Annotated in this window: 14 protein-coding genes, 1 tRNA gene and 3 rRNA genes; 2 read left to right on the top strand and 16 right to left on the bottom strand. The window is 65.8% G+C overall.

Annotated elements, in window-relative coordinates; genetic code table 11:
• Positions 1 to 42: 42 nt before the first annotated feature.
• Together ACEN96_RS08760 and ACEN96_RS08755 are read left to right on the top strand one after the other, a co-directional pair.
• Complete coding sequence (locus ACEN96_RS08760) at positions 43 to 1,155, top strand: IS1595 family transposase (RefSeq protein WP_495587637.1); 1,113 nt, start codon at positions 43 to 45, stop codon at positions 1,153 to 1,155.
• A gap of 564 nt (positions 1,156 to 1,719) precedes the next feature.
• The gene (locus ACEN96_RS08755) at positions 1,720 to 2,337 is read left to right on the top strand and encodes a GNAT family N-acetyltransferase (RefSeq protein ID WP_495587636.1); all 618 of its coding nucleotides are present in this window, start codon (positions 1,720 to 1,722) and stop codon (positions 2,335 to 2,337) included.
• Here the strand turns inward: ACEN96_RS08755 and ACEN96_RS08750 are convergent.
• The 16 genes from ACEN96_RS08750 to ACEN96_RS08675 all read right to left on the bottom strand — a co-directional run bounded on the left by ACEN96_RS08750 (position 2,324) and on the right by ACEN96_RS08675 (position 26,075).
• Positions 2,324 to 2,626: a hypothetical protein gene (locus tag ACEN96_RS08750; protein ID WP_495587635.1), complete on the bottom strand. Its 303-nt coding sequence runs from the start codon at positions 2,624 to 2,626 to the stop codon at positions 2,324 to 2,326. The genes ACEN96_RS08755 and ACEN96_RS08750 overlap by 14 nt on opposite strands.
• A gap of 127 nt (positions 2,627 to 2,753) precedes the next feature.
• Positions 2,754 to 4,946, bottom strand: coding sequence for a penicillin-binding protein 1C (gene pbpC / locus ACEN96_RS08745; protein ID WP_495588582.1), 2,193 nt, complete (start codon positions 4,944 to 4,946; stop codon positions 2,754 to 2,756).
• A gap of 68 nt (positions 4,947 to 5,014) precedes the next feature.
• A complete protein-coding gene (locus ACEN96_RS08740; protein WP_495587634.1) occupies positions 5,015 to 10,801 on the bottom strand; it encodes an alpha-2-macroglobulin family protein in 5,787 nt (1,928 codons plus the stop codon).
• 244 nt (positions 10,802 to 11,045) lie between these two features.
• Positions 11,046 to 11,158: ribosomal RNA gene (gene rrf, locus ACEN96_RS08735) — 5S ribosomal RNA — on the bottom strand.
• A gap of 161 nt (positions 11,159 to 11,319) precedes the next feature.
• Positions 11,320 to 14,200 (bottom strand): 23S ribosomal RNA (locus ACEN96_RS08730).
• A 311-nt stretch (positions 14,201 to 14,511) separates the two neighbouring features.
• Positions 14,512 to 14,588: transfer RNA gene (locus ACEN96_RS08725), tRNA-Ile, on the bottom strand.
• A gap of 178 nt (positions 14,589 to 14,766) precedes the next feature.
• Positions 14,767 to 16,295 (bottom strand): 16S ribosomal RNA (locus tag ACEN96_RS08720).
• The 16S, 23S and 5S rRNA genes sit together here with 1 tRNA gene alongside, the layout of an rRNA operon.
• A gap of 588 nt (positions 16,296 to 16,883) precedes the next feature.
• Positions 16,884 to 18,392, bottom strand: a complete 1,509-nt coding sequence (locus tag ACEN96_RS08715) for a tripartite tricarboxylate transporter permease (RefSeq protein WP_495587633.1) — start codon at positions 18,390 to 18,392, stop codon at positions 16,884 to 16,886.
• A gap of 9 nt (positions 18,393 to 18,401) precedes the next feature.
• Positions 18,402 to 18,869 (bottom strand): tripartite tricarboxylate transporter TctB family protein, encoded by a 468-nt coding sequence (locus tag ACEN96_RS08710; protein WP_495587632.1) that lies wholly within the window; start codon positions 18,867 to 18,869, stop codon positions 18,402 to 18,404.
• A gap of 155 nt (positions 18,870 to 19,024) precedes the next feature.
• A complete protein-coding gene (gene tfpB / locus ACEN96_RS08705) occupies positions 19,025 to 20,809 on the bottom strand; it encodes a type IV pilus assembly ATPase TfpB (protein ID WP_495587631.1) in 1,785 nt (594 codons plus the stop codon).
• The gene (locus ACEN96_RS08700; protein ID WP_495587630.1) at positions 20,806 to 21,651 is read right to left on the bottom strand and encodes a spermidine synthase; all 846 of its coding nucleotides are present in this window, start codon (positions 21,649 to 21,651) and stop codon (positions 20,806 to 20,808) included. The genes tfpB and ACEN96_RS08700 overlap by 4 nt, the downstream gene beginning before the upstream one ends.
• Positions 21,652 to 21,690: 39 nt before the next feature.
• Entirely contained in the window at positions 21,691 to 22,218 is a 528-nt protein-coding gene (locus tag ACEN96_RS08695; protein ID WP_495587629.1) for a DNA-deoxyinosine glycosylase, read from the bottom strand.
• Entirely contained in the window at positions 22,211 to 23,077 is an 867-nt protein-coding gene (locus ACEN96_RS08690; RefSeq protein WP_495587628.1) for a TatD family hydrolase, read from the bottom strand. Before ACEN96_RS08690 ends, ACEN96_RS08695 begins: the two co-directional genes overlap by 8 nt.
• 26 nt (positions 23,078 to 23,103) lie before the next feature.
• On the bottom strand, positions 23,104 to 23,994 hold the full coding sequence (purU, locus tag ACEN96_RS08685) for a formyltetrahydrofolate deformylase (RefSeq protein ID WP_495587627.1): 891 nt from the start codon (positions 23,992 to 23,994) through the stop codon (positions 23,104 to 23,106).
• Between the two features lie 91 nt (positions 23,995 to 24,085).
• Positions 24,086 to 24,814, bottom strand: coding sequence for an ABC transporter ATP-binding protein (locus ACEN96_RS08680; protein WP_495587626.1), 729 nt, complete (start codon positions 24,812 to 24,814; stop codon positions 24,086 to 24,088).
• Entirely contained in the window at positions 24,807 to 26,075 is a 1,269-nt protein-coding gene (locus tag ACEN96_RS08675; RefSeq protein WP_495587625.1) for a lipoprotein-releasing ABC transporter permease subunit, read from the bottom strand. Before ACEN96_RS08675 ends, ACEN96_RS08680 begins: the two co-directional genes overlap by 8 nt.
• Between the last annotated feature and the right edge of the window lie 20 nt (positions 26,076 to 26,095).

The following is a 26,095-nucleotide window of genomic DNA, read 5'->3' as shown; positions in this document are numbered from 1 at the left end:
CCTTTAGGAAGAGGTCGCGCCTCCTACTCGGGTACGCGACGTATGGCACGTCACTTCACTCAGTCGCCACGGTTTCGCGACTTTGATATCAACTCGATCGGGACAGAGGAAGAAGCTTTTCTCGTTCTGACCGAATTCTCCTTTGGCAGCCGAGACAATTTTGCCTGCCCTCGCTGCGGATTCGTTGGCAAACACTATTTGCGCGCCGCCAGGAAGCAATGGCGCTGCCGCGACTGCCACAGCTGCTTTAGTCCGACGTCCGGGACCCCATTTCATAATCGCAAGGTTACCTGCAGGCAGCTTATTCAAGCAATTTTTATCTTTGCGACCGCGGCAACCGGAAAAGGTGCAAACGAGGCTTCCGTAATGCTCGGTTTAGACCACCGCACAGTTTGGCTACTCCAGCGTAAGATCGACGAGACATTTGTCCGGACATGGAACACTGCCCCTTTGGAAGGTGTCGTTCAAGCGGATGGCGGACACTTTTGCGGCAAGCCGCGTCGGGCAAACCGCCGAAAACCGCATGAGTCAATGGCTATTAATACGAAGCTTCGAGGGCGTAAGGCCGCAATCGATCCAACTATTCGCCGCGCCAAAATGGAATCATGGAACGTCGAGAAATTAAAAAACCGACGCGTGGCCCTTGTCGTGCGACAGCTTTCCGACGACCCGAAGCAAGGGGCTGTTCGGACGATCGTGTCCATCCTCAAGAAGGAGACCGCTGCCGAGGTGGTTCCGTTGATGCGACGGATTCTCGCGCCCACCGCGCGGCTAATGACGGACAGCGGTAATGCCTTCACGTCTCTGGCTGCGTATTTTGAGATCGACACGGTGAATCATTCAAAAGAATATTACCGCTACGATGGGGTCAATAACAATCAGGCTGAATCCTACATCTCCAGGCTCAGGCGATCCGAATTTGGCGTCTATCGCGGAATGCGAATGAGGTATCTGCTGGACTATTGCATCGAGATGGCTTGGCGAGAGGATAACCGCAAGCTGACGGCAAAAGAGAAGCTTCAGGATATTTTCAGCCGCCTTCGCCGCTGCGGCCCGTCCCCTTCGTTTGCGCGATATTATCAAGGGAATCGGCGCGAGGGGGAATGGCTTGAGTGTCCGCCGCCCGGGTCGATGACTCCGCGAGTGTCTCGTTAATCTTCCAGTCAGCCGGTCCAAATTTTGAGCCAGATTTTGGTAACGAGACGAGGATGCCCTTGGCTTTAAGGTGTCGCATGCGACGGCGCACGTTCTGCCTCCACGTTTCGTAATCTTCCGGGCGGGCGAATTGCTGAGGCCAATGCAAGTCGATCCACTGAAGTAATTCAGTTGATGAAATAGGACCGCCGCCCTTCGCTCTCAACCCCCTGAGGATCATGTTATTCAAGGCGCCGTATTGCCCCCGGGCATAGGATCTGGTTGACGGACGCGGTGGAAGCCCCTCCCAGTTTTCGTCTATGCCTCTAGAAGCAAGCTCGTCGTCGATTGACTTCATAATCGATTTGACTGTCCGATAGAGCGCTGCAGACTCATTTTTGAGAGCCTGGAGCCGCTTGAGTTCCGCTTCTAGACGAGCTCGCCGATCGACAAGCATCAATATTGAGGTTGGGGTTCGTGGCATGCTGTAAGTGAACCCGAACCCCGCATCTGGGTCGAGGGCAACAGCTGCATTAGGGCGCATTTCAGCCCCCGGTCCTTCCCACCCCCAACAAGGAGACCCCGATGCAGACCCCGACGACCTCGCCCCGCCCTGCCGACGCTCGCTCCGGCGCACGCGCGCCCTTGCGCGTCGCCGACGGCATCACGCTGCGGCGGCCGCGTCCGGAGGACGGCCCCGCCAATGCCGCGCTGCTCGGACACCCGGGCGTGCAGCCCTGGCTGCTGCAGACGCCCTTCACCTCGGAGCTGTTGTGGCAGGAACGCTTCTCGAAGGCACCCGATCCCTCGAGCCCGGAGCTGGTGCTCCTGGCCTTCGACGGCGATCGGCTGGTGGGGTCGGCCGGTCTGCATCCGGTGGGGCCGCAGGTGCGGCGGCGTCACGCGATGATGCTGGACATCAGCGTCCATCCGGACGCGCATGGCCGTGGCGTGGGTTCGGCGCTGATGGACGCGCTGACGCGTCAGGCCGATGACTGGCTGGGGATCCTGCGGATCGAATTGACGGTGTTCGTCGACAACGAACCGGCGATCAGGCTGTATGAGCGCTTCGGCTTCGAGCACGAAGGCCGCCTGCGCGGCTTTGCCTTGCGCGATGGGCGCTATGTCGATGCGTTCACGATGGCGCGGCTGCACCCGCGGCCGCCGGCGATCGAGCGCGCGGCGGATCTCAGTCGATCGTGATGACGGCGCCGCCCTCGGCGCTGCGGCGCGAATTCTGGGCGTGGAGTTCGCCATCCGGCGAGCGGCTCTGCGGCTGGGAGGCCGCGTCGCGGTCGGGGGCGGCCGGCTGAGGCGGCGCCGGCCGGCTGGGCTGGCGCTTCCCGGTGATCAGCAGCCGGGCGAGCTTGACCACCTCGCTGGCATGGACCGGCGCGGCGGGCGCCAGCATGGCGCCGCCAAGCACGGCGATGCTCAGGATCTTGAAGGTGTGCCGGTGAGCAATGGGCACCTGTCGTTGTCGGCTCTGCATGTTCTCCCCGCGCGAATCTGGATCTTGGCGACGATGCAGGGAGTATCGAAAGTCAGCCCCCCGGCCGCCAGCGGGGGGCGACGAACTGCGCCCTGGGGAGGCTGACTTGCGGGATGACGGGATGGGCTCAGCCCGGCGACGGCCGCGCCGCCGTCGCCTGGGGCCTTGTCCCGATCCCGGCCGGCGCTCTCAACCCCGCCCCGCGCACCTCGAAGCGCACCTGCTGCAGCACCTGTCCTCGTCCGTCCAGCAAGGCCAGCACATGCCGGCCCGGCATGGGCAGCCAATCCACCGATGCGCCTCGTCCGATCACCCGGCCGTCCAGGCGCCAACCAGCCGTGCCCTGCTCCAGGCGCCCCTCGTGCGAGAAGCGCAAGCGCTGCGCCGCCGGCGGGATGTCCGGGTCCAGCGCATAGATCGCGCCATCGGTCGGGTTGCTGAGCGCGACCGGCGTGCCAGCCTGGCGGATGACGGCCTGCTCCGTCCCGGTGACGAACCACTCGCGCCGGGGCGGCTCCTGCCCGCCGTCAAAACGCGTGTCCTGCGCGACGAGCCCGGCTGGCGGCTTGATCGCGGCCGGCAGCCGTCCGGCATGCAGCGCCAGCATCACCTCGCGCCAGACCGGCGCCGCGCCGCTGACGCCCGAGACCTGTTGCATCGCCTCGCCGCTCGAATTGCCGACCCACACGCCGACCGTGAAGCGCGAACTCCAGCCGACGCACCAGTTGTCCCGCATGTCCTTGCTGGTGCCCGTCTTGACCGAGGCCGGGAACGGCAGCGCCAGCGCGCTGGACAAGCCGAAGGTCAGCGCCCGGGCGTTGTTGTCGGCGAGCATGTCGCCGACGATGAAGCTGGCCCTCGCGTCGGCCACCTGGCGCGGCGCCGCCGCGCCGTGACCCTTGGCGCCCTTGGAGGCCTTGCCGCCCTTGCCCTCCTTCGCCGGATCGCGCGCGCCGGCGGCGGGCAGCAGCGCGTCGGCGTACCGCCCCCCATTGGCGAGCGCGCGATACGCATTGGTCAGCGACAGCAGCGTCACGTCGGCGCTGCCCAGCGCCAGTGACGGCCCGTAGAAGCCGCCCGTCTCCGGCAGTTGCAGCCCCAGCGCGTTGAGGCGCTCGAAGACCGCTTCCGGCGTCAGCATCAGCCCGAGGCGCACCGCCGGCACGTTGAGACTGTTGCCCAGCGCGGCGCGCGCGCTGACCCAGCCGCGGTACTGCTTGTCGTAGTTCTGCGGCAGATAGAGGCCGGCCGCCGTCGCGACCTGCGTCGGCGAATCGTCCAGCAGGCTGGCCGCCGTGATCAGCCGGCGCTCGATCGCGAGTTCGTACAGGAAGGGCTTGAGCGTCGAGCCCGGCTGCCGCCGCGCCAGCACATGGTCCACCTGCGCCGCCTCCGACCACTGGCTGCCGCTGGAGCCGACCCAGACGCGGACCTCGCCGCTCGCGTTGTCGAGCGCCACGACCGCCCCGTCCTCGACCTGCCGCCCCGACAGTTCCGCCAGATGCCGCCGCAGCGACTGCACGGCGACGCGCTGCCAGGTCGCGTCCAGCGAACTGCGCTGCGCCGCCGGCCCGTCCGCGCGCAGCGCCAGCCGCGCGTAATGCGGCGCCCACTGCGGCGCGTCCGCGACCGTCAGCGCCTTGCGGCGCAGCACCGCGCCGACCTCGTCATTGAGCCCGTCGCACCGCTGCGCCATCGCGCGCAGCACGCCGCAAGCGCGGGTGGCGATCGTCTCCGGCGACGCGTTCGGCCCGCGCAGCATGGCCGACAGCATCGCCGACTCGCGCGCATCCAGCCCGGCGGGCCGCTTGCCGAAAAGCGCCTGCGCCGCCGCCGGCACGCCGACCAGCTCGCCGCGCAAGGGCACCCGATTGAGATAGGCCTCCAGGATCTGCGCCTTGGTCCAGCGCTTCTCCAGCCGACCGGCGACCCAGGCCTGCCCGAGCTTCTGCATCAGGCTGCGGCCCCCTCGCCGCGCGAGATCCTCGTCGAGCAATCCCGCGAGCTGCATCGTGACCGTCGACGCGCCCCGGGTGCGCGTGTTCCACAGATTGGCCCAGGCGCTGGCGGCGACGGCCGACCAGTCGACCCCGCTGTGCTCGTAGAAGCGCTGATCCTCGGACACCAGCATCGCGCGCAGCAGCGAGGGCGACATCTGCTCGAGCGCCACCCAGGGCAGCACCCTGCGGGTGGGATCCACCCGCAGGGTCTGCAAGGGCTCGCCGCGGCGATCGAGCAGTTGCAGGTCGGACACCGGATGCGACGCGCGCGTCTGGGCAAAGCTCGGCGGTTCCTCCGCCGACGCCGCGCCGGACGCCATCCCCAGGCCCGCCAGCACGGCCGCGAGCGCGGCCCTGCGGACCGGCCGCGAGCGCGCGCCCGTCAGCGTCAAGGTTGAACCTCCAGCGTGGCGTTCGGCAGCTCGCCGAAACGGTCCGGCGCGTACATCGCCTCGGCCCGCGTCGTCGGCATCTGGAAGCGGCCGGCGTTGTTCAGGCGGACCGTGTACTCGAGCACGTGATGCCCGCGCGGCAGATAACCGAAGTACGCGCGCCACGCGGTGAAGCTGCGCTCGATGAAGTCAGGCCAGGCCTGTCCCTCGGCGCGCTCACCCTGCGACTCGATCGTCCCTTCGACCACGGCAGCCCCCGTCGGCATCGGGTCGCTGAGCACCATCCAGGTCATGTCGGCGGCGGCATCGATCTCCAGACGCACGCGCATCACGTCGCCGCGGGACCACTTCGGCGCCGCCTTCTGCGACACCGCCGTGACCGTGCGCTTCAGCGTGTAGCCGGCGTTCAGCGGCGCCTTCAATGGCACGGCCGCCAGCGCCTGCACCGTCGCCCAGGGCTTGCCGTCGCCCGCCTGCGTCACCGACAACGTGCCATTGCCCGCCGCCGGCCAAGCCAGCTTCAGGTCGCCGCCGTCCGGCTTGGCCGACCAGTCCAGCGCCGCGGACGCACCGGCCAGCTTCGCCTCGGTCCGGCCCTTCACGGCCTGCGCCTCGAAGCGCGCCGAGAACTTCTCCAGCGCCAGCACGCCCCACAGGTTCGCGGTCGTGTTGAACCAGGCGCCGCGCTCCTGGCGCGCCAGCGCGCCCACCACCAGGCGCGGCAGGTCTTCCTTCCAGCCGGCGTCGTCGACCAGCGCGAGGATCGCGCGCGCCGCCGTCGCGTCGCCGCTGCCCATCAGCCACCACCAGGCATCGGTGTCCTCGTTGACGAAGCGCAGCGTGGTGCCGGCGAAGCTCAGCCGCGCGCGCAGCTGGTTCTGGGCCGCCGCGATCTGCGCCACGCGATCGGGCGCGTCGGTCATCCGCTGATGCAGCACCAGCCAGTCGATCACGGCGCTGGTCGGCCAGGTCGTCAGATTGCGGCCGTCCACGGTGCCGAGCTGCCGCGGCGTCGCCTTGCCGTAGCGCGCCAGCGCCGCCAGCGCGGCGATGCGGCGCGGCTCGTCGTCGGGGCGCGGCGACCAGAACTTGCGCTCCAGCCGCCCTTCGACGAAGGCGGCCAGCCCGTCCAGCGCCTTGTTCAGCTGCGGCGCCGGCAGCGCGCGTCCGGCTTCCTGGGCGACCGCCAGCAGATGCGCGGTCAGCACGTCGCTGCCCTGCGTCAGGGTGCGCGACAGCGGGAAGTAGGCGAACAGGCCATCCGCGTCCTGGTAGGTCGCGAGCTGGCCCATCAGGCCGTCCCAGGCCGCCGTGTCATGCAGCGCGATGTACTTCGAGCTCTGCTGCTCCAGGCAGGTGTACGGGTATTGCTCGAAGTAGCGCCGGATGCCCGGCAGCGCGGTCGACAGCCGCGGCTGCAGGCCGATCTGCAAGCCGCCCCGCTTGACGCCTTGCGGCGGCAGCGCGTCCGCGGGGGCGGCGACCGGGATGCTGACCGGACCGTCCAGCTGGCGCAGGGTCGCCTGCAGCACGCGCAGCGGCACCGCCGGCTCGACGGCCTGCGTGGTCCGCATCGCGTCCTTCGCGCCCGGGCCGCCCTGCTCCTGGGCCTGCGCTTCCCACACGATGCGCCGCGCCCCTCCGGGCACGACGACGTCCCAGCTCAGTTCCTGCGCCTGGCCCGCCGCGAGCTTGACGCTGCGCGGCTCCGCCGCGACCGGCTGCTCGCCCGTGTCGAGCGCCGCCTTGCCCGCCAGCGTCACCCGCAGGTCCATCGCGCGGCCCGTCGCGTTGCGCAGCGTGAGCATGGCCTGCACCCGGTCGCCCTCGCGGACGAGCGGCGGCAGACCCGACAGCAGTTGCAGGTCCTGGCTCACGTTGATGCTGTTCTCGCCGGTGCCGAAGCGCTGGCCCGGCGCATCGGCGACCGCGACCAGCCGGAAGCGGGTCAGCGAATCGTTGAGCGGCACCTGCACGAGCGCTTCGCCCTGCGCGTTGACCGCCACCAGCGGCTGCCAGGTCAGCAGCGTGTCGAACAGCTCGCGCGTCGCGAAGCCGCCGCCACCGCCCGCCGCCACGGCCTTCCGGCCGTAATGCCGGCGGCCGATGATCTCGCTGTGCGCGGTGGCCGTGGTCACGCCCCAGGCGCGCGTCTGGATCATGCCGTCAAGCAGCTTCCAACTCTCGTTCGGCGCGAGCGCCAGCAGGCCCTCGTCGACCGCCGCGAAGGCGATCTGCGCATCGGGCACTGGCTTGCCGTCCTGCGTCACGCGCAGCTTGACCTGGGCACTCTGCCGGACGCCGTACTGCGCCTGCTGCGGCACGACCTCGACCTTCAGCCGGTGCTTGGCCTGGCCGATCTCGATCGGCGCCATGCCCAGCTTGAACGACGGCTTGGACAGGTCGACCATGGCCGTGGGCGGCTGGTAGTCGCCGGAGGCCCGCCATTCACGCCACCAGTTGCCCGGCTCGCGCCAGCCCCAGGTGAAGAACGAGTACCACGGCACCTCGCGCAGGCGGCCGCGCAGCACCAGCACGCTCACATAGGCGTTGGGCGTCCAGTCGCGATCGATCTTCAGCTCCAGCCACGGGTCGCGGCCGGAGAGCCGGCGCACCTCGCTGTGGAGCACGCCCTCGCGCTCGACGGTCACCAGCGCGGTGGCGTCGCGATAGGGCATGCGCACCTGGAAGCGCGCGGTCTCGCCCGGCTCGTAGCGGCGGCGCTCGGGAATGACATCGATGCGATCGTCGTTGTCCTGTGCGAACCAAAGTTCACCGGCCCGCGTCACCCACAGCGAGCGCGCGGCTCGCGCGGTGCGGCCGCCGTCGTCCGCCACGGCGCCGATCAGCTCGACCTGCCCGCTCTGGCTCAGCGACACCTCGCAGCGCATGATGCCCAGCGCATCGGTCTTGCCGCTGCACAACTCTCCCAGGTCCTTCAGGCTCCGCTGATGCTCGTAGGCATAGAAGCCGCCGACCAGGCGCTTGCGCGTGCTCAGCGTCTGCACCTGGCGCGCGGCGACCGAGACCTTCTGGTTCGCCACCGGCTTGCCATTCGTGTCCAGCGCCACGGCCTGGACCTGCAGCGGCTGTCCGTTGGCCACCCAGGTCGCGGCCCGCAGGCCCACGACCACGCTGGCGGGCCAGACGACCTGCGAGGCCGCGCGGGTGTGCGTCTGGCCATCGGGGTCGCGATAGTTCAACTCGACACGCAGTTCCGATGGCCGGTCGATCGTCCCCTTCAACGGCACCTTGAACGCGGCGGCGCCCTTGGCGTCGGTCTGCAATGCCAGCTTGTCGACCAGCAGACGCGTCGTGCCCGGCGCGGCGCCCGCGGTCTCGCTGTCGCCCTCCATGTCGCCGTTCGGCATGCCTTCGTCGGGACCTTCCTTGGATGGCGGCTCGAAGGCGTAGTCGTCGTAGCCGGCCATCGCGGTCCAGCGCGGCTGCAGCATGGCGCTGACCTGCACCGGGGATTTCGCCATCGGGCCGCCCGCCATGTAGTTCAACTGGGCCGACCACGACTGCTCCTTCGCCCCCGGCGGCGGCGACTTCGGCGGAATCAGCCGGGCATCGACGAGCGGCACGCGGAACTCCTCCACGCGTACCCCGCCGCTGTCCCAGGTCCGCTGGCCGCCGGCCTCGCCGGCGCGCTCCATCACGAATCGATAGCGGCCCAGCTTGGCTCCGGGCGGCACCTTCCAGCTCGAGAGCGCGTAGCGCCCGCCCTGCCAGCGCAGGTCCAGGGTCGCGACATCCTCGCCCGTGCCCTCGAACACGATGCGCAGCTTGTTGGGGAGCTGCTCCGGCGTCGCGTCGCTCAGCCCCCGGACGGTCTCCAGCCGGAAGAAGTGCTTCATCGACAAGGTGTCGCCAGCGCGCAGCAAGGGGCGGTCGGTGATGGTGTGCGCACGGACGGTGCGCTCCGAACCCCAGGTGACCGGCACGTTGAAGCGCCACGGTTCGATGCCGCGGCTCCAGCCGCTGAACATGAACGACAGATCGGTCGGCTTGCCCGGCTGATCCGCCCGGGCGGTGATGAACAGTCCCGACTCGGCGATGCACTCGCCGCGGCCTTCCTCGCGATCGAGGTTGGGACGATCGATGCGGGCCAGGCCCTGGGCGTCGGTGCGGCCATTCCACAGCGACCTGCCGCGGCAGTCATAGACGGCCACCTGGGCGCCCTCCACCGGACGGCCCTTGTCGAGCGAGGTGACCCACACCAGGCTGTCGTCCTTGCCCAGCTTGAAGTGCAGGCCAAGGTTGGTCACCAGCGTGCCGGTCCGCACGAACATCGGCTGGACCGGATCGAGCAGCGACTGCCCCAGCCGCGGCGACTTCAGCTCGAGCACGTGATAGCCCGGCTGCGCCAGCGGCACGCCGATCACGTCGATGGCCTTGTCGGGACTGCCGGCCGGCACCGTCATCGACTGCAGGCCGCTCTCGCCCTTCAGCATCTCGACCTTGCGGTCCTCCCACTCGTTCTGGCGGAACAGCCGGCCGTACCAGCGCAGGATCTCGGCGTCATCGGTCAGGCGCTTGATGCGCAGATGACCGCCAGCGCGCGGCTGCAGGTCGCCCTGCACATGGCGCATGCTCAGCGGGACCAGGCTCGGACCGGCCGGCTCCCATTCGACGATGCCGAACGGCGCGGCGGCGAACTTCGCCAGCGGCGGCGCCGCCCCCGTCTTGATCTGCAGCGGGAAGCTCGCGGCGTTCGACAAGGGCCGGCCGCTGTCGTCCTTGATGCCGCCGGGCAGCTCGACGGTGTAGGCCTGCTGTTCCGCGAGCGGCACCGGGAAGCTCACGGAATTCAACGTTCCCGCGGCCTCCTGGTTTTCCTGCTTGGGCACGACCGGTGACACGGTGCTGCCGTCCGCGCTCTTCAAACGGACCTTGAGCGCGAGCTCACGCGAGATCGGCTCGGAGAAGCTGACGGTGACCGGTCGGATCGGCAGGCAGGGCGCGTTCGCGCGTTCGCGTTCGCAGGAGAACTCCGCCGTCAGCGGGGCGCGGACGGAGAAATGGAAGCGACGCTCGCCGCGCGTGCGCACGGACTCGTTGGCGCCGGCCGCGATACCGGGTCCCCACACCACCGACGCGTCCGTGCCGGCCGGCAGGGGCCGCTTGCAGCCGACCAGCACCCAGACCTGGCGCTTGGCTGCCTCTTCCATCTTCAGCGAACGCAGGAGCGCATCACGCTCCGAGTTCGCGCGCAGTTCCGCCGGGATGCGTTCGCCGAGGGCCTTGGATTCGCACCAGAGGTTGGGCGCGACCGTGTCGAACCTGGGCGTGCCCGACAGCTGCAGCAGGAAGCGCTGGTCTTCCTCGATCTTGCCGCCCTGCCAGGGGCGGGTCTGCAGGACCGTCGGGGCCGCGAGCTGGAACGTGGACTCGCGCACGCCGCTCCAGACGCTGGACACCCCGGGCGCGGTCGGGCGGAAGTCCTCGCGCACGGCCACCCGGCACTTCGCGCCGGCGGGCAGCGGCTGGGTGAAGTCGAAGACCCACTCCCGGTCATTCGTCCACCGCCCCTTGCCTTGCACCTCGACCGAGCCGCACTCCAGCCGCACCGGATCCGCCTGCCGCGGATCGCCGAGCGTGGTCGTGGACTCCTTGAAGCGCACCGCCACGTTCTGGACCTGGGCGACCTCGCCGCGAGGGGTGATGGCGACGATCTCGGCGGCCTGTGCCGCAACCAGCCCGCCTCCCGCCAGCGCTACGGCGACGCCGACACGCAAAAACAGGTTACTCAGTTTGTTCTTGCCAATCCCTCGACGCATCACGCCGCCCTCCGGTCCCGAAACAGGAGGGCAGTCTATTCGCGAGCGACCGAAAAAACAGTCCCACAAAGGGGGCGGGACCCCGCTGACCTAAGTCACTAGGCCCCTGGGATGAGTCAATCGGCGCGGCCACATACTCGGCTCACACCTAGCCGGAAAGGACTCGCCGGCTTCCGATCAAAAATCGAAGCCCCAAAGCAAAAACCCCTCGACCAATACTGATCGAGGGGTTTGCGGGATATTAGCCTGACGATGACCTACTTTCACACGGGAATCCGCACTATCATCGGCGCTGAGTCGTTTCACGGTCCTGTTCGGGATGGGAAGGGGTGGGACCGACTCGCTATGGTCATCAGGCTTGACTGGTTGGCTGGTTGTCGCTGGGGACAACAAGCCCAATTCGGTAGAGTTCGAATCAGCTTTTGATTGCGTCTTCAGGTTTGAAGAACGGTTTCGATCGAATGAATTTCGATCCGCGTGACACCTGTCTTTGATGTCGCCTGGACTATCAAAGTTATAGGGTCAAGCCGCACGGGCAATTAGTACTGGTTAGCTTAACGCATTACTGCGCTTCCACACCCAGCCTATCAACGTCCTGGTCTTGAACGACCCTTCAGGGGGCTCTAGGCCCCGGCAAGACTCATCTTGAGACGAGTTTCCCGCTTAGATGCTTTCAGCGGTTATCTCTTCCGCACTTAGCTACTCGGCGATGCCACTGGCGTGACAACCGATACACCAGAGGTGCGTCCACTCCGGTCCTCTCGTACTAGGAGCAGGCTCTCTCAATCTTGCAGCGCCCACGGAAGATAGGGACCAAACTGTCTCACGACGTTTTAAACCCAGCTCACGTACCTCTTTAAATGGCGAACAGCCATACCCTTGGGACCGGCTACAGCCCCAGGATGAGATGAGCCGACATCGAGGTGCCAAACACCGCCGTCGATATGAACTCTTGGGCGGTATCAGCCTGTTATCCCCAGAGTACCTTTTATCCGTTGAGCGATGGCCCTTCCATACAGAACCACCGGATCACTTTGTCCTACTTTCGTACCTGCTCGACTTGTCAGTCTCGCAGTCAAGCACGCTTATGCCAATGCACTATCAACACGATTTCCGACCGTATTTAGCGTACCTTCGAACTCCTCCGTTACACTTTGGGAGGAGACCGCCCCAGTCAAACTGCCCACCATACACTGTCCCCAACCCGGATAACGGGCCAAGGTTAGAACCTCAAACACACCAGGGTGGTATTTCAACGTTGGCTCCACCTGATCTAGCGACCAGGTTTCAAAGCCTCCCACCTATCCTACACAGATCTGTTCAAAGTCCAATGTAAAGCTACAGTAAAGGTTCATGGGGTCTTTCCGTCTTTCCGCGGGGAGATTGCATCATCACAAACATTTCAACTTCGCTGAGTCTCTGGAGGAGACAGTGTGGCCATCGTTACGCCATTCGTGCAGGTCGGAACTTACCCGACAAGGAATTTCGCTACCTTAGGACCGTTATAGTTACGGCCGCCGTTTACTGGGACTTCAGTCAAGAGCTTGCACCCCATCATTTAATCTTCCAGCACCGGGCAGGCGTCACACCCTATACGTCGACTTTCGTCTTTGCAGAGTGCTGTGTTTTTAATAAACAGTCGCAGCCACCGATTATCTGCGGCCTCATTGGGCTCCACCCGCGGGGGCTTCACCTACTAAAGGCACACCTTCTTCCGAAGTTACGGTGTCAATTTGCCGAGTTCCTTCTCCAGAGTTCTCTCAAGCGCCTTAGAATACTCATCTCGCGCACCAGTGTCGGTTTGCGGTACGGTCGTCAATAGCTGAAGCTTAGTGGCTTTTCTTGGAAGCAGGGTATCACTCACTTCGTCTGCAAGCAGACTCGTTATCACACCTCAGCTAAGCTCTCCGGATTTGCCTAAAGAGCACGCCTACATGCTTGAACCAGGATATCCAACACCTGGCTGAGCTAACCTTCTCCGTCCCCACATCGCACTATTGAGCGGTACAGGAATATTGACCTGTTTCCCATCAGCTACGCATCTCTGCCTCGCCTTAGGGGCCGACTCACCCTACGCCGATGAACGTTGCGTAGGAAACCTTGCGCTTACGGCGAGGGGGCTTTTCACCCCCTTTAACGCTACTCATGTCAGCATTCGCACTTCTGATACCTCCAGCAGGCCTCACGACCCACCTTCACAGGCGTACAGAACGCTCTCCTACCACGCACAGTAAACTGTGCATCCGCAGCTTCGGTAACTGGCTTAGCCCCGTTACATCTTCCGCGCAGGACGACTCGATCAGTGAGCTATTACGCTTTCTTTAAATGATGGCTGCTTCTAAGCCAACATCCTGACTGTTTTAGCCTTCCCACTTCGTTTCCCACTTAGCCAATTTTAGGGACCTTAGCTGGCGGTCTGGGTTGTTTCCCTCTTGAGTCCGGACGTTAGCACCCGGTGCTCTGTCTCCCAAGCTGTACTCTTCGGTATTCGGAGTTTGCATAGGTTTGGTAAGTCGCCATGACCCCCTAGCCTAAACAGTGCTCTACCCCCGAAGGTAATACTTGAGGCACTACCTAAATAGTTTTCGGAGAGAACCAGCTATCTCCAGGTTTGTTTAGCCTTTCACCCCTATCCACAGCTCATCCGCTAGTTTTGCAACACTAGTCGGTTCGGACCTCCAGCACCTGTTACGGTACCTTCATCCTGGCCATGGATAGATCACCTGGTTTCGGGTCTACACCCAGCGACTGAATCGCCCTATTCGGACTCGATTTCTCTACGGCTACCCTATTCGGTTAACCTCGCCACTGAATGTAAGTCGCTGACCCATTATACAAAAGGTACGCAGTCACCCTTGCGGGCTCCTACTTTTTGTATGCATGCGGTTTCAGGATCTATTTCACTCCCCTCCCGGGGTTCTTTTCGCCTTTCCCTCACGGTACTTGTTCGCTATCGGTCGATTACGAGTATTTAGCCTTGGAGGATGGTCCCCCCATATTCAGACAGGATTTCACGTGTCCCGCCCTACTCTATTCGTGCCTAGTTCCACAATCGACATTTCTCATACGGGGCTATCACCCGCTACGGCCGGACTTTCCATTCCGTTCTGATATGCCAACTGCTAAAACACGAGGGCTACTCCGATTTCGCTCGCCACTACTTTCGGAATCTCGGTTGATGTCTTTTCCTCGAGCTACTGAGATGTTTCAGTTCGCCCGGTTCGCCTCGCACACCTATGTATTCAGTGTGCGATACCTCTAAACGAGGTGGGTTTCCCCATTCGGAAATCTCCGGATCAAAGCTTATTTGCCAGCTCCCCGAAGCTTATCGCAGGCTATCACGTCCTTCTTCGCCTGTAATCGCCAAGGCATCCACCACATGCACTTAGTCACTTGACCCTATAACTTTGACATCCTCAGATGCCGTCAAGGACAGATGCTCGACAACTCGAGCATTCATTGAGTATCACGCGTTCGCCGTTCTTCAATTTCTTCTCTGAATTGCTTCAGCATTGAAGTTTGTTGACGCAATCAAATGTCGCTGGCGGCACGGTGCCGCGCGCCCCTTTACGAGCGCCAGCTTTCCGCCAGCAACGCTGATTCGACTCTACGAATTGTTAAAGAACAACAGCCGACTTCAAAAGTCGAGACTGGCAAACCACAACAGCGCGTCGCTGCTGTGGTTTGCCAACCAGGTGTGTGAATTGGTGTGGTGGGTCTGGCTGGATTCGAACCAGCGACCCCCGCCTTATCAAGACGGTGCTCTAACCGACTGAGCTACAGACCCACGCATTTGTTGCCTGAGTCCGATCGCGCCAACCAGCAAGGCCAGCTCGCCAGGCTCACGCGTTATTCACTCTTCTGTTGTGTACTACAGCCGATAAGTGTGGGCGCGCTGAACTCGCTTGTGTGGACTCGACTCGATCTGCTGACCTGGGCCAGCAAACGGTCTCGCCATTCTCTAGAAAGGAGGTGATCCAGCCGCACCTTCCGATACGGCTACCTTGTTACGACTTCACCCCAGTCACGAACCCTGCCGTGGTAATCGCCCTCCTTGCGGTTAGGCTAACTACTTCTGGCAGAACCCGCTCCCATGGTGTGACGGGCGGTGTGTACAAGACCCGGGAACGTATTCACCGCGGCAAGCTGATCCGCGATTACTAGCGATTCCGACTTCACGCAGTCGAGTTGCAGACTGCGATCCGGACTACGACCGGGTTTCTGGGATTAGCTCCCCCTCGCGGGTTGGCAGCCCTCTGTCCCGGCCATTGTATGACGTGTGTAGCCCTACCCATAAGGGCCATGATGACCTGACGTCATCCCCACCTTCCTCCGGTTTGTCACCGGCAGTCTCATTAGAGTGCCCTTTCGTAGCAACTAATGACAAGGGTTGCGCTCGTTGCGGGACTTAACCCAACATCTCACGACACGAGCTGACGACGGCCATGCAGCACCTGTGTCCAGGTTCTCTTTCGAGCACTCCCACATCTCTGCAGGATTCCTGGCATGTCAAGGGTAGGTAAGGTTTTTCGCGTTGCATCGAATTAAACCACATCATCCACCGCTTGTGCGGGTCCCCGTCAATTCCTTTGAGTTTCAACCTTGCGGCCGTACTCCCCAGGCGGTCAACTTCACGCGTTAGCTACGTTACTGAGAAGAAACCCTCCCAACAACCAGTTGACATCGTTTAGGGCGTGGACTACCAGGGTATCTAATCCTGTTTGCTCCCCACGCTTTCGTGCATGAGCGTCAGTACAGGCCCAGGGGATTGCCTTCGCCATCGGTGTTCCTCCGCATATCTACGCATTTCACTGCTACACGCGGAATTCCATCCCCCTCTGCCGTACTCTAGCCATGCAGTCACAAATGCAGTTCCCAGGTTGAGCCCGGGGATTTCACATCTGTCTTGCATAACCGCCTGCGCACGCTTTACGCCCAGTAATTCCGATTAACGCTTGCACCCTACGTATTACCGCGGCTGCTGGCACGTAGTTAGCCGGTGCTTATTCTTCAGGTACCGTCATGAACCCCCGGTATTAGCAGGAGTCTTTTCTTCCCTGACAAAAGCGGTTTACAACCCGAAGGCCTTCTTCCCGCACGCGGCATGGCTGGATCAGGCTTGCGCCCATTGTCCAAAATTCCCCACTGCTGCCTCCCGTAGGAGTCTGGGCCGTGTCTCAGTCCCAGTGTGGCTGGTCGTCCTCTCAGACCAGCTACAGATCGTCGGCTTGGTAGGCCTTTACCCCACCAACTACCTAATCTGATATCGGCCGCTCCAATCGCGCGAGGTCTTGCGATCCCCCGCTTTCACCCTCAGGTCGTATGCGGTATTAGCTGCTCTTTCGAGCAGTTATCCCCCACAACTGGGCACGTTCCGATACATTACTCACCCGTTCGCCACTCGTCGCCAGGTTGCCCCGCGTTACCGTTCGACTTGCATGTGTAAGGCATGCCGCCAGCGTTCAATCTGAGCCAGGATCAAACTCTACAGTTCGATCTTGAATTCTCAACGGAATCGAACAAAGACTACTTTCATAGCTTCATTCATTTTCCGTGAGCATCTAGCGATTTAACCTTCTCAGGTCGCTCGTCCAGACGCCCACGCTTATCGGCTGTAAATTCTTAAAGAACATCGAAGCAGCTTTCGCTTCAGACTCGAGCCTTGACTCTCGCCTTTGCTTCGTCGCGTCGCTGATTTGTCGTCAGCAGCGCAGAAGCGAGATTATGAACGATTCTTTTTGAATCCGTCAAGCAGTCAGCGAAAAATATTTTCATCGTCGACTGCGAGAATCTCGCCCGCCGAATGAACAAATCGGGCGATACCCGGTCAGTCATTCAGCATCCCCAGCAGTTCCTCCGAGGACCGCTGCAAAAACATTTGTCTGTGCAGCGAAGACAGCGACTGTAGCACGCTGTCGGAGCGGCCCGCAAGAACTGCAAGAAGAAGTCATTGACTACTTGATCGCTTCTCGCACGAACCGCCGGCAAGCCCTTGATCCATATCGTTCCCGCCGCTGGCCGCCCCATGAAAAAGACCCGCCGAGGCGGGTCTTTGTCTGCTTCCGTGGGGAACGGACCGGGCTCAGTCCGCGTCCTGGAACGCTTGCTCGCGCTTGTTCTTGATGGACGGCAGCATCACCACCACCACCATCAGCGCCGCGGCGATCAAGAGGCCGGCCGACAGCGGCCGCGACAGGAAGGTGCTCCAGTCGCCGCGCGACAGCAGCAGCGCCCGGCGCAGGTTCTCTTCCATCATCGGGCCCAGGATGAAGCCCAGCAGCAGCGGCGCGGGTTCGCAGCTCAGCTTGTAGAAGAGATAGCCCACCACCGCGAAGGCGGCCGTCATGAACACGTCGAAGTTGTTGTTGTTCAGCGTGTAGGTGCCGATGCAGCAGAACACGACGATGGCCGGGAACAGGAAGCGGTAGGGCACCGTCAGCAGCTTGATCCAGATGCCGATCAGCGGCAGGTTCAGGATCACCAGCATCAGGTTGCCGACCCACATCGAGGCGATCAGGCCCCAGAACAGTTCCGGGTTGCTGGTCATGACCTGCGGGCCGGGCTGGATGCCCTTGATGGTCATCGCGCCCACCATCAGCGCCATCACCGCGTTGGGCGGGATGCCCAGCGTCAGCATCGGGATGAAGGAGGTCTGCGCGCCGGCGTTGTTGGCCGATTCGGGACCGGCCACGCCCTGGATCGCGCCCTTGCCGAACTTCTCCGGCGTCTTGGAGATCTTCTTCTCCAGCGTGTAGGCCGCGAACGAGGCCAGCAGCGCGCCGCCGCCCGGCAGCACGCCCAGCAGCGAGCCCAGCGCCGTGCCGCGGATCACGGCCGGCCAGGCGTCGTGGAAGTCCTGCTTGGTGGGCCACAGGCCCTTGACGCTCTTGGTGAAGACCTCGCGGTGCTCGGCCGGCTGGCCCAGGTTCGCGATGATCTCGCCGAAGCCGAAGATGCCCATCGCGATCACGACGAAGTTGATGCCGTCGGTCAGCTCGGGAATGTCGAACGAGAAGCGCGGCGTCCCGGAGATCACGTCGGTGTTGATCTGGCCGAGCAGCAGGCCCAGCAGGATCATCGAGATCGCCTTGACCAGCGAGCCCGAGGCCAGCACCACCGCGCCGATCAGGCCCAGCACCATCAGCGAGAAGTACTCGGCGGGGCCGAACTTGAAGGCCAGCTCGGTCAGCGGCGGCGCGAAGGCCGCGATGATGACCGTGCCGACGCAGCCGGCGAAGAACGAGCCCAGGCCGGCGGCCGCCAGCGCGGAACCGGCGCGGCCCTGGCGGGCCATCTGGTAGCCGTCGATCGCGGTCACGACGGACGAGGACTCGCCCGGCACGTTGATCAGGATGGCGGTGGTGGAACCGCCGTACTGCGCGCCGTAATAGATGCCGGCGAGCATGATCAGCGCCGGCGTGGCGTCCAGCGAGTAGATCGAGGGCAGCAGCATCGCGATCGTGGCGACCGGGCCCAGGCCCGGCAGCACGCCGATCAGGGTGCCGAGCACCGCGCCGCCGAAGGCGTACAGGAGGTTCTCCAGCGTGAACGCCGTGCCGAACCCCAGCATCAGGTTGTGGATCAGGTCCATGTGGTCTCCTCAACCGCCCAGGAACGCGGGCCAGACGGGGATCACCAGGCTCAGACCCCAGACGAAGATGGCGTAGCTGCCCAAGGTGAGCACCACGCTGCTGAGCAGCGCGTCGCGCCAGCGGAATTCGTCGCTGGCCATCGACACGCAGGTGATCAGGAGCGGCAGCGTGATCGCCATGCCCAGGCGCGGCAGCGCGAAGCCGAACAGCACGATCGCGCCGACGACGATCAGCAGCGGTCTCCAGGCGAAGGCGCCGACGGGCTGGCCGCCCTCGGACTCGATGGTCAGCGCCTTGAACAGCACCACCGCGCCGAGCAGCGCGAGCAGGATGCCCAGGCCGAACGGGAAATAGCCCGGCCCGGGCCGGGCGGACGAGCCAAAGCTGTAATTCACGGCCGAGCCCCACGCGAACGCGACGCCAACCACCATGAACATCAGCCCTGACCAGAAGTCGCGTTGACTCTTGATCTTCATCGAGGGGACCTTTATCGGCTTTGAATGGCGGCGATTCTAGGAATCGCGCCTCCCCTGGCGTCTGTGGATATCACGTAATGAGAGACGGCGCCAATCGCACGGCGCCTCAGACCCTCTTCACGCGCGCGACCCTCCCGGGCGGCGCGCGGGGATGGTCAGGTCTCCCAGGTCGGCGTGCTGCGCAGCACCTCGTCCATGGTGGTGACGCCCTCGGCGACCTTCATCGCGCCGGCCAGGCGCAGCGGCCGCAGCCCTTCCTGCAGGGCCTGGCGGCGCAGCGCCGTCATGTCGGTGTCGGGATGCAGGTGCTTGCGGACGCTGTCGGTCAGCATCAGCAGCTCGTACAGGCCGGAGCGGCCGCGGTAGCCGGTGTTGCGGCAGTCCAGGCAGCCCACCGGGCGGTAGGGCTTGACGCCGCCGTTCAGGCGCCAGGGCTTGAGCATCTCGTTGAGCGACTCGCGGGTGACGTCGGGGTCGGGCTGCTTGCAGTTGGGGCACAGCGTGCGCACCAGGCGCTGCGCCAGCACGCCGATCACCGTCGCGTCGATCAGGTAGTTGGGCACGCCCAGGTCCACCATCCGCGTGATCGCCGAGGCCGAGTCGTTGGTGTGCAGCGTCGAGAACACCAGGTGGCCGGTCAGCGAGGCCTGGATCGCCATCTCGGCGGTCTCCAGGTCGCGGATCTCGCCCACCATGATGATGTCCGGGTCCTGGCGCATCAGCGCGCGCAGGCCCTCGGCGAAGTTGAAGTCGATGGCCGGCTGCACCTGCGACTGGTTGAAGGCGGGCTCGATCATCTCGATCGGGTCCTCGACGGTGCAGACGTTGACTTCCTCGGTGGCCAGGCGCTTGAGCGTCGAGTACAGCGTCGAGGTCTTGCCGCTGCCGGTCGGGCCGGTGACCAGGATGATCCCGTGCGGCCGGCTGGTGAGGCGGTTCCAGCGCTCGGCGTCGTGGCCGGAGAAGCCCAGCTGCGCCAGGTCCTTGACGGCGGTGTCGGGGTCGAAGATCCGCATCACCATCTTCTCGCCGAAGGCGGTGGGCAGCGTCGACAGGCGCATTTCCACTTCCTCGCCGGCCGGGTTGCGCGTCTTGATGCGGCCGTCGAGCGGGCGGCGCTTCTCCACCACGTCCATGCGGCCGAGCAGCTTGATGCGCGCGGTCATCGCGCTCATCACCGTGGGCGGCAGCTGGTAGACGGTGTGCAGCACGCCGTCGATGCGGAAGCGGATCACGCCCATCTCGCGGCGCGGCTCGAGGTGGATGTCGCTGGCGCGCTGGTCGAAGGCGTACTGCCAGAGCCAGTCCACCACCTGCACCACGCCCTGGTCGTTGGCGTCGAGCTGGCGGTTGCTGCGCCCCAGTTCGACGAGCTGCTCGAAGCTGGCGGGCTGGTTGACCTCGCCCGACTTGGTGGCCGCGCGGACCGAGCGGGCCAGCGTGAAGAACTCGGTCGTGAGGCGCGCGATCTCCTGCGGATTGGCCAGCACCAGCTTGACCCGCTTGCGGGTGTGCGACTCGATCTGCGGCACCCAGCCGGTGTCGCTGGGCTCGGCGGTAGCGATGGTGACCTCGGTCAGGCCGACCTGGATCGGCAGGCAGCGGCGCGCCTCGGCGTAGCTGGCGGACATCACGTCGGCGACGCGGCCGACGTCCACCTTCAGCGGGTCGATGCGCACGTAGGGCAGCTTGAGCCGGCCGGCGAGCCACTCGGTCAGTTGCTCGATGTCGATCGGCCGGCCGCTGGCCACGCGGATCAGGCCGGCATTGCCCAGCCGCACCAGCGGATGCAGCGCGCTGTGGCCGGCGCCCAGGCGCGCCTCGGTGCGCTGGACCTGCTCGGCGTCGATGACGCCATCCTCCGCGAGCCAGTGCAGCAGCTGGCGCCACTCCAGCTTGGCGCCCGCGGTCTCCTCGCCCTTGGCGTTCTTGTGCTTCATGGTTCTTGTGCTTCGCTGATGGGTGTCGCCGGTCTGTCGGCATGGATCTGCTGGATCACGTTCATCGGCAGCGGCCGCACCAGCTTCAGCCACTTGCGGGCCGGCAGTTCGAAACGGGCCTCGATGTGGTCCGCGCGCTGCTCCAGCACCTCGCGCTCCGGCACGGCGACGCCGCGCGCCGCCACGACGATGGTGTTGCCCTCGCGGGTCGGCGTCAGGTGCCAGACCTGGTCCGAGCCGAATGCCTTGGCGATGCGCGCGGCGCTGCGGGCGAAGCTGGCGCTGCGGCCGAACAGGTTCACCGTCATCAGGCCGCCGTCGGCGAGCACGCGGCGGCAGTCGGCGTAGAAGGCCTCGTCGTCGAGCACCGGCGCCGCGGCGTCGTGGTCGTAGAGGTCGACGTTGAGCACCTGCGCCAGGCCCCAGTTGGCCGCGTCGGCGACCCATCGGCCGGCGTCCTCGTTGAGCACGCGCAGCCGCTCGTCGTCGTCGGGCAGGTGGAACCAGTGGCGGTTGGCGCTGATGACGGTCGGATTGATCTCGACCGCGGTGGTCTTCATCTTCAGCTGCCTGCGGCAGAAGCGCGTCAACGCGCCGGCGCCCAGGCCGAGCTGCACCGCCTGGCCCTGCGTCATCTCGCGGGTGTCGCGCCACAGCATCCAGGCCATCATGCGCTGGATGTATTCGAGCTCGAGCTTCTCCGGCTTCTTGACGCGCATGGCGCCCTGCACCCAGATCGAGTCGAGATGCAGGAAGCGCACGCCGTCGAATTCGCTCAGCGTCGCCTCGACCCATTCGGTCTTGCGGCCGCCCTTGTGCTTCGAGTCCCGGTGCTTGCTCACGGCTGTCGTTCCCACGCCGGGTCCGCGGGCCCGGTCTTGTCAGAGGTCGTTCGAGGGCCCGGCGAGCTGTCGCCAGGCGCGAAGCTTGTCATCGTAGGGCATCGTGTGGGCGGGACTGGAACTGGGCAGCCCCAGCACGCGGTAACGGGCTGCAAGCGGGCCGAGCTGCTTCAGCCCGAGGCGCAGCGCCGTGCCGCCGTTGAAGCCGATGACGCGCAGCGCCGGCAGCCGCGCGAGCAGGCGGCCGAGATCGCTGGCGAAGGGATGGCGGATGGCGCTGTCGAGGCTGCCGGCGCGCTCGGTCTCGGTAATGACGTCCCAGACGGCGATGCGGTGGCCGCGCAGCGCGGCCAGGCGCTCCGGATAGCCCATGGCCACGAGGTCGGCGCCGAAGACGTCGCCGACCAGGCGCCAGAACTGGTTGCGCGGATGGCCGTAGTACTGCTGCGCGCGCAGCGAGGCCACGCCGGGGAAGCTGCCCAGCAGCAGCCATTGGGCGTCGGGCGCGTGCACTGGGGCCAGGCCTTGCCAGCGCGTCGCATCGACGTCGGCGCCGCCGTCAGCCATGCGATGCGGCGCCGGGCGCTTCCCGCGATTCCGGCGCTTCGAGCGCCGCCAGCGCGGTCAGCCTCGGCAGCGCGGCGCGCGCGTTGCGCGTGGTGATCGCGGCGGCCTGTTCCGGCGTCCAGCCGCGCAGCCCGGCCAGGCAGGCGCCGATGCGCGGCAGCTCGCCCGGCTCGTTGCGCGAGGTCGCGCCGGCGGCGCGTTCCCCGGCGGTGCGATACAGCCAGTGCGGCGGAATGTCGGGCGCGTCGGTCTCGACGACGAGCGCCTCCTCAGGCAGCTCGGCGGCCAGCCGGCGGATCTGCAGCGAGCGGTCGAAGGTCACCGTGCCGCCGAAGCCCAGCTTGAAGCCGAGCTCAAGGAAGGCGTCCGCCTGTTGCCGGCTGCCGTTGAACGCATGGCCGATGCCGCCGGTCTCCAGGCCGACGCGGCGCAGGCCGGCGAGCAACTGGTCCGCGCTGCGGCGCACATGCAGGATCACCGGCAGCCCGTGGCGCTTCGCGAGCTTGAGCTGCTCGAGGTAGAAGTGCCGCTGCCGGGCCTCGTCCAGGTCCTTGACGAAGAAGTCCAGCCCGATCTCGCCGATGCCGACCAGCCGCGGGTCGTCACGGCACTCGGCGAGCATCCGGTCGAGCCGCGCAAGGTCGTCCTCGCGGGCGTGCATCACGTACAGCGGATGGATGCCCAGCGCGTAGCTGAAGCCCCGTGCCTGCGCGAGCCCCCTCACCTGCTCGAAGTTCCCGGCCACGACCGCCGGGATCACGATCTGCGACACGCCCGCCGCGCGGGCGCGCGCGATGACCGCGTCGCGGTCGGCGTCGAACTCGGACGCGTCCAGGTGGCAGTGGGTGTCCGTCCACATGACAGGCCTGGCGGACGGGCGCGGGCTCAGCGGAAGACGACGGTCCGGTGGCCGTTCAGCAGCACGCGGTGCTCGGCATGCCACTGGATCGCGCGGGCCAGCGTCACGCACTCGGTGTCGCGGCCGATGGCCACGAGCTGGTCCGGCGTCATCGAATGGTCGATGCGGGCCACGTCCTGCTCGATGATCGGCCCCTCGTCCAGGTCGGAGGTCACGTAGTGCGCGGTCGCGCCGATCAGCTTGACGCCGCGCTCATGGGCCTGGTGGTAGGGACGCGCGCCCTTGAAACTGGGCAGGAAGCTGTGGTGGATGTTGATCGCGCGGCCTTCCAGGAAGCGGCACATCTGCGGCGACAGGATCTGCATGTAGCGCGCCAGCACGACCAGGTCGATCCGCTGTTCCTCGATCAGCTCGCGGATCTTGCGCTCCTGGGCCTGCTTCTGGTCCTCGCTGGCGTGCAGCAGCGGCAGGTGGTGGAAGGGGATGTCGTGCGAGGCCGCCAGCTGATAGAAGTCGCGATGGTTGGAGACGATGGCCGGGATCTCGATCGCGAGGTGCCCGGTCTGGACGCGGAACAGCAGGTCGTTCAGGCAGTGGCCGAGCTTGGACACCAGCAGCAGCACGCGGGTCTTGCGCTGCGCGTCGACCAGCTCCCAGTCCATCGACAGCCGCGCGGCCAGCGGCGCGAAGACCTCGCGCAGCGCGGCGGCGGGACGCGGCTGGGCGCACTCGAACTCGATGCGCATGAAGAAGCGGCGGTGGTCGCCATCGCCGTGCTGAGCCGAGGTCAGGATGTTGGCGCCCTGCTCCAGCAGGACGCCGGTCACGGCGTGCACGATGCCGGCCTGGTCGGGGCAGCTGAGCTTCAGGATGAAGCGGGTGGACGGGGATTCCGGGGAAAGCTTCGAGGCGGTCATGGTGTCGCGCATCGTAATCCAGCGGGCGGCGCGGCCCGGGGCGCGCGCCCCGGACATGCCTCGCGATCGGGCAACCCAGCCTCGGCCGGGGTCAGGCGGCGAGCGCCTGCAGCGCGCCGTTGACCAGCCGCCGCTGGTGCTCGCAGCGGCCCGCCAGGTCCTGGTCGTGCGTGACCATCACGAAGGCGGTGCCCAGCTCGCGGGCCATCTCCAGCATCAGGTCGAAGACGGTCGCGGCGGTGGCGCGGTCCAGGTTGCCGGTGGGCTCGTCGGCCAGCACGCAGGCCGGGCCGGTGACCAGCGCGCGGGCGATGGCCACGCGCTGGCGCTCGCCGCCGGACAGCTCGCCGGGCCGGTGCTGCACGCGCGCGCCCAGGCCGACGCGCGCCAGCACCTTCTCCGCCTGCGCGCGCGCCTGCTCCTGCGGCACGCGGCGGATGCGCAGCGGCATCGCGACGTTGTCCAGCGCGCTGAACTCCGGCAGCAGGTGGTGGAACTGGTAGATGAAGCCCAGGTGCTGGTTGCGCCAGTCGCCGCGGGCCTTCTGGCCGAGCGACGCGAGGTCGCGGCCCATCAGCTCGACACGGCCGGCGGTGGGCTCGTCCAGGCCGCCCAGCAGGTGCAGCAGCGTGCTCTTGCCCGAGCCCGAGGCGCCCAGCACCGCGAGCGTCTCGCCGGCGCGCACCGTCAGGTCGAGCTGGTCGAAGACCTGCACCTTGAGCGGCCCTTCGACGAAGCGCTTGCCCAGGCCCAGGCTCTGCAGCACCACCTGGCCGGCGGCGCGGCCGGTGGCGGGGGACGCGTGGAGGCTCTCATTCATAGCGCAGCGCCTCCGCCGGTTGGACGCGGCTGGCGCGCCAGCTCGGATACAGCGTCGCGACGAACGCCAGGATCAGCGAGATCACGGTGATGGGGACGATGTCGGCCCATTGGGGGTCGCTGGGCATGTGGCTGATGACGTAGATGCTGGCCGGCAGGAAGGTCGTGTGCAGCAGCCGCTCGATGAAGGGCACGATGACGTCCAGGTTGTGCGCGACCAGCAGGCCCAGCCCCAGTCCGCCGAAGGTGCCGATCACGCCGGCCAGCGCGCCCTGGATCATGAACACGCCCATGATCGAGCGCGGGCTCGCGCCGAGGGTCCGCAGGATGGCGATGTCGGCCTGCTTGTCGGTGACGGTCATCACCAGCGTCGACACCAGGTTGAAGGCGGCCACCGCCACGATCAGCGTGAGGATGATGCCCATCATCCGCTTCTCGACCTGGACGGCGTCGTACCAGTTGGCGTTGGTGCGGGTCCAGTCGCGCACGTAGATGGCGCGGCCTTCGTGCAGCATCTCGCGCTGGAGCTGGGCGCCGACCTCGCGCGCCTGCTGGACGTCGCGCAGCTTCAGCTGCACGCCGCTGGGCGTGCCGGTGCGGAAGACCTTGGCGGCGTCGCCGACGTGGATCAGCGCCAGGCCGCTGTCGTATTCGTAGTGGCCGGCTTCGAAGACGCCCACGAGCGTGAACTGGCGCAGCGTGGGCTGCACGCCCAGCGGCGTCACCTGGCCGGAGGGGATGGCCAGCGTGATCTTGTCGCCGCGCTGCACGCCGAGCTGGCGCGCGAGTTCGACGCCGAGGATCACGTTCCACTGGCCCGGCACGAGGCGTTCGAGCAGGCCCTGCCTGGCGAGCTCGGCGGCGATCGGCGTGACGGCGGGCTCGAAGGCCGGGTCGATGCCGCGCACGATGGTGCCGCGCATGTCGGAGCCGCGCGCGATCAGCGCCTGGCCCGACACGAAGGGGGCGGCGGCGACGACTGCGGGGTTCTTCTTCGCCAGATCGGCGACGGCGCGCCAGTCGGGGAGCCCTTCCCCGCTGTCGTTCAGCAGCTCGACGTGCGCGACGACGGAGAGCATCCGCGAGCGGACTTCCTTCTGGAAGCCGTTCATCACCGACAGCACGATGATCAACGCGGCGACGCCCAGCGCGATGCCGAACATCGAGACGCCGGAGATGAAGGAGATGAAGCGGTTGCGGCGCCCCCCACGCCCGGCTCGCGTGTAGCGCCAGCCGATCTGCAACTCATAGGGCCAATTCATAGGGGGTGGATCATAGGGCG

Source organism: Roseateles sp. Mitsp63 (assembly GCF_059491535.1).
This window is presented reverse-complemented; position numbering and strand designations above follow the sequence as displayed.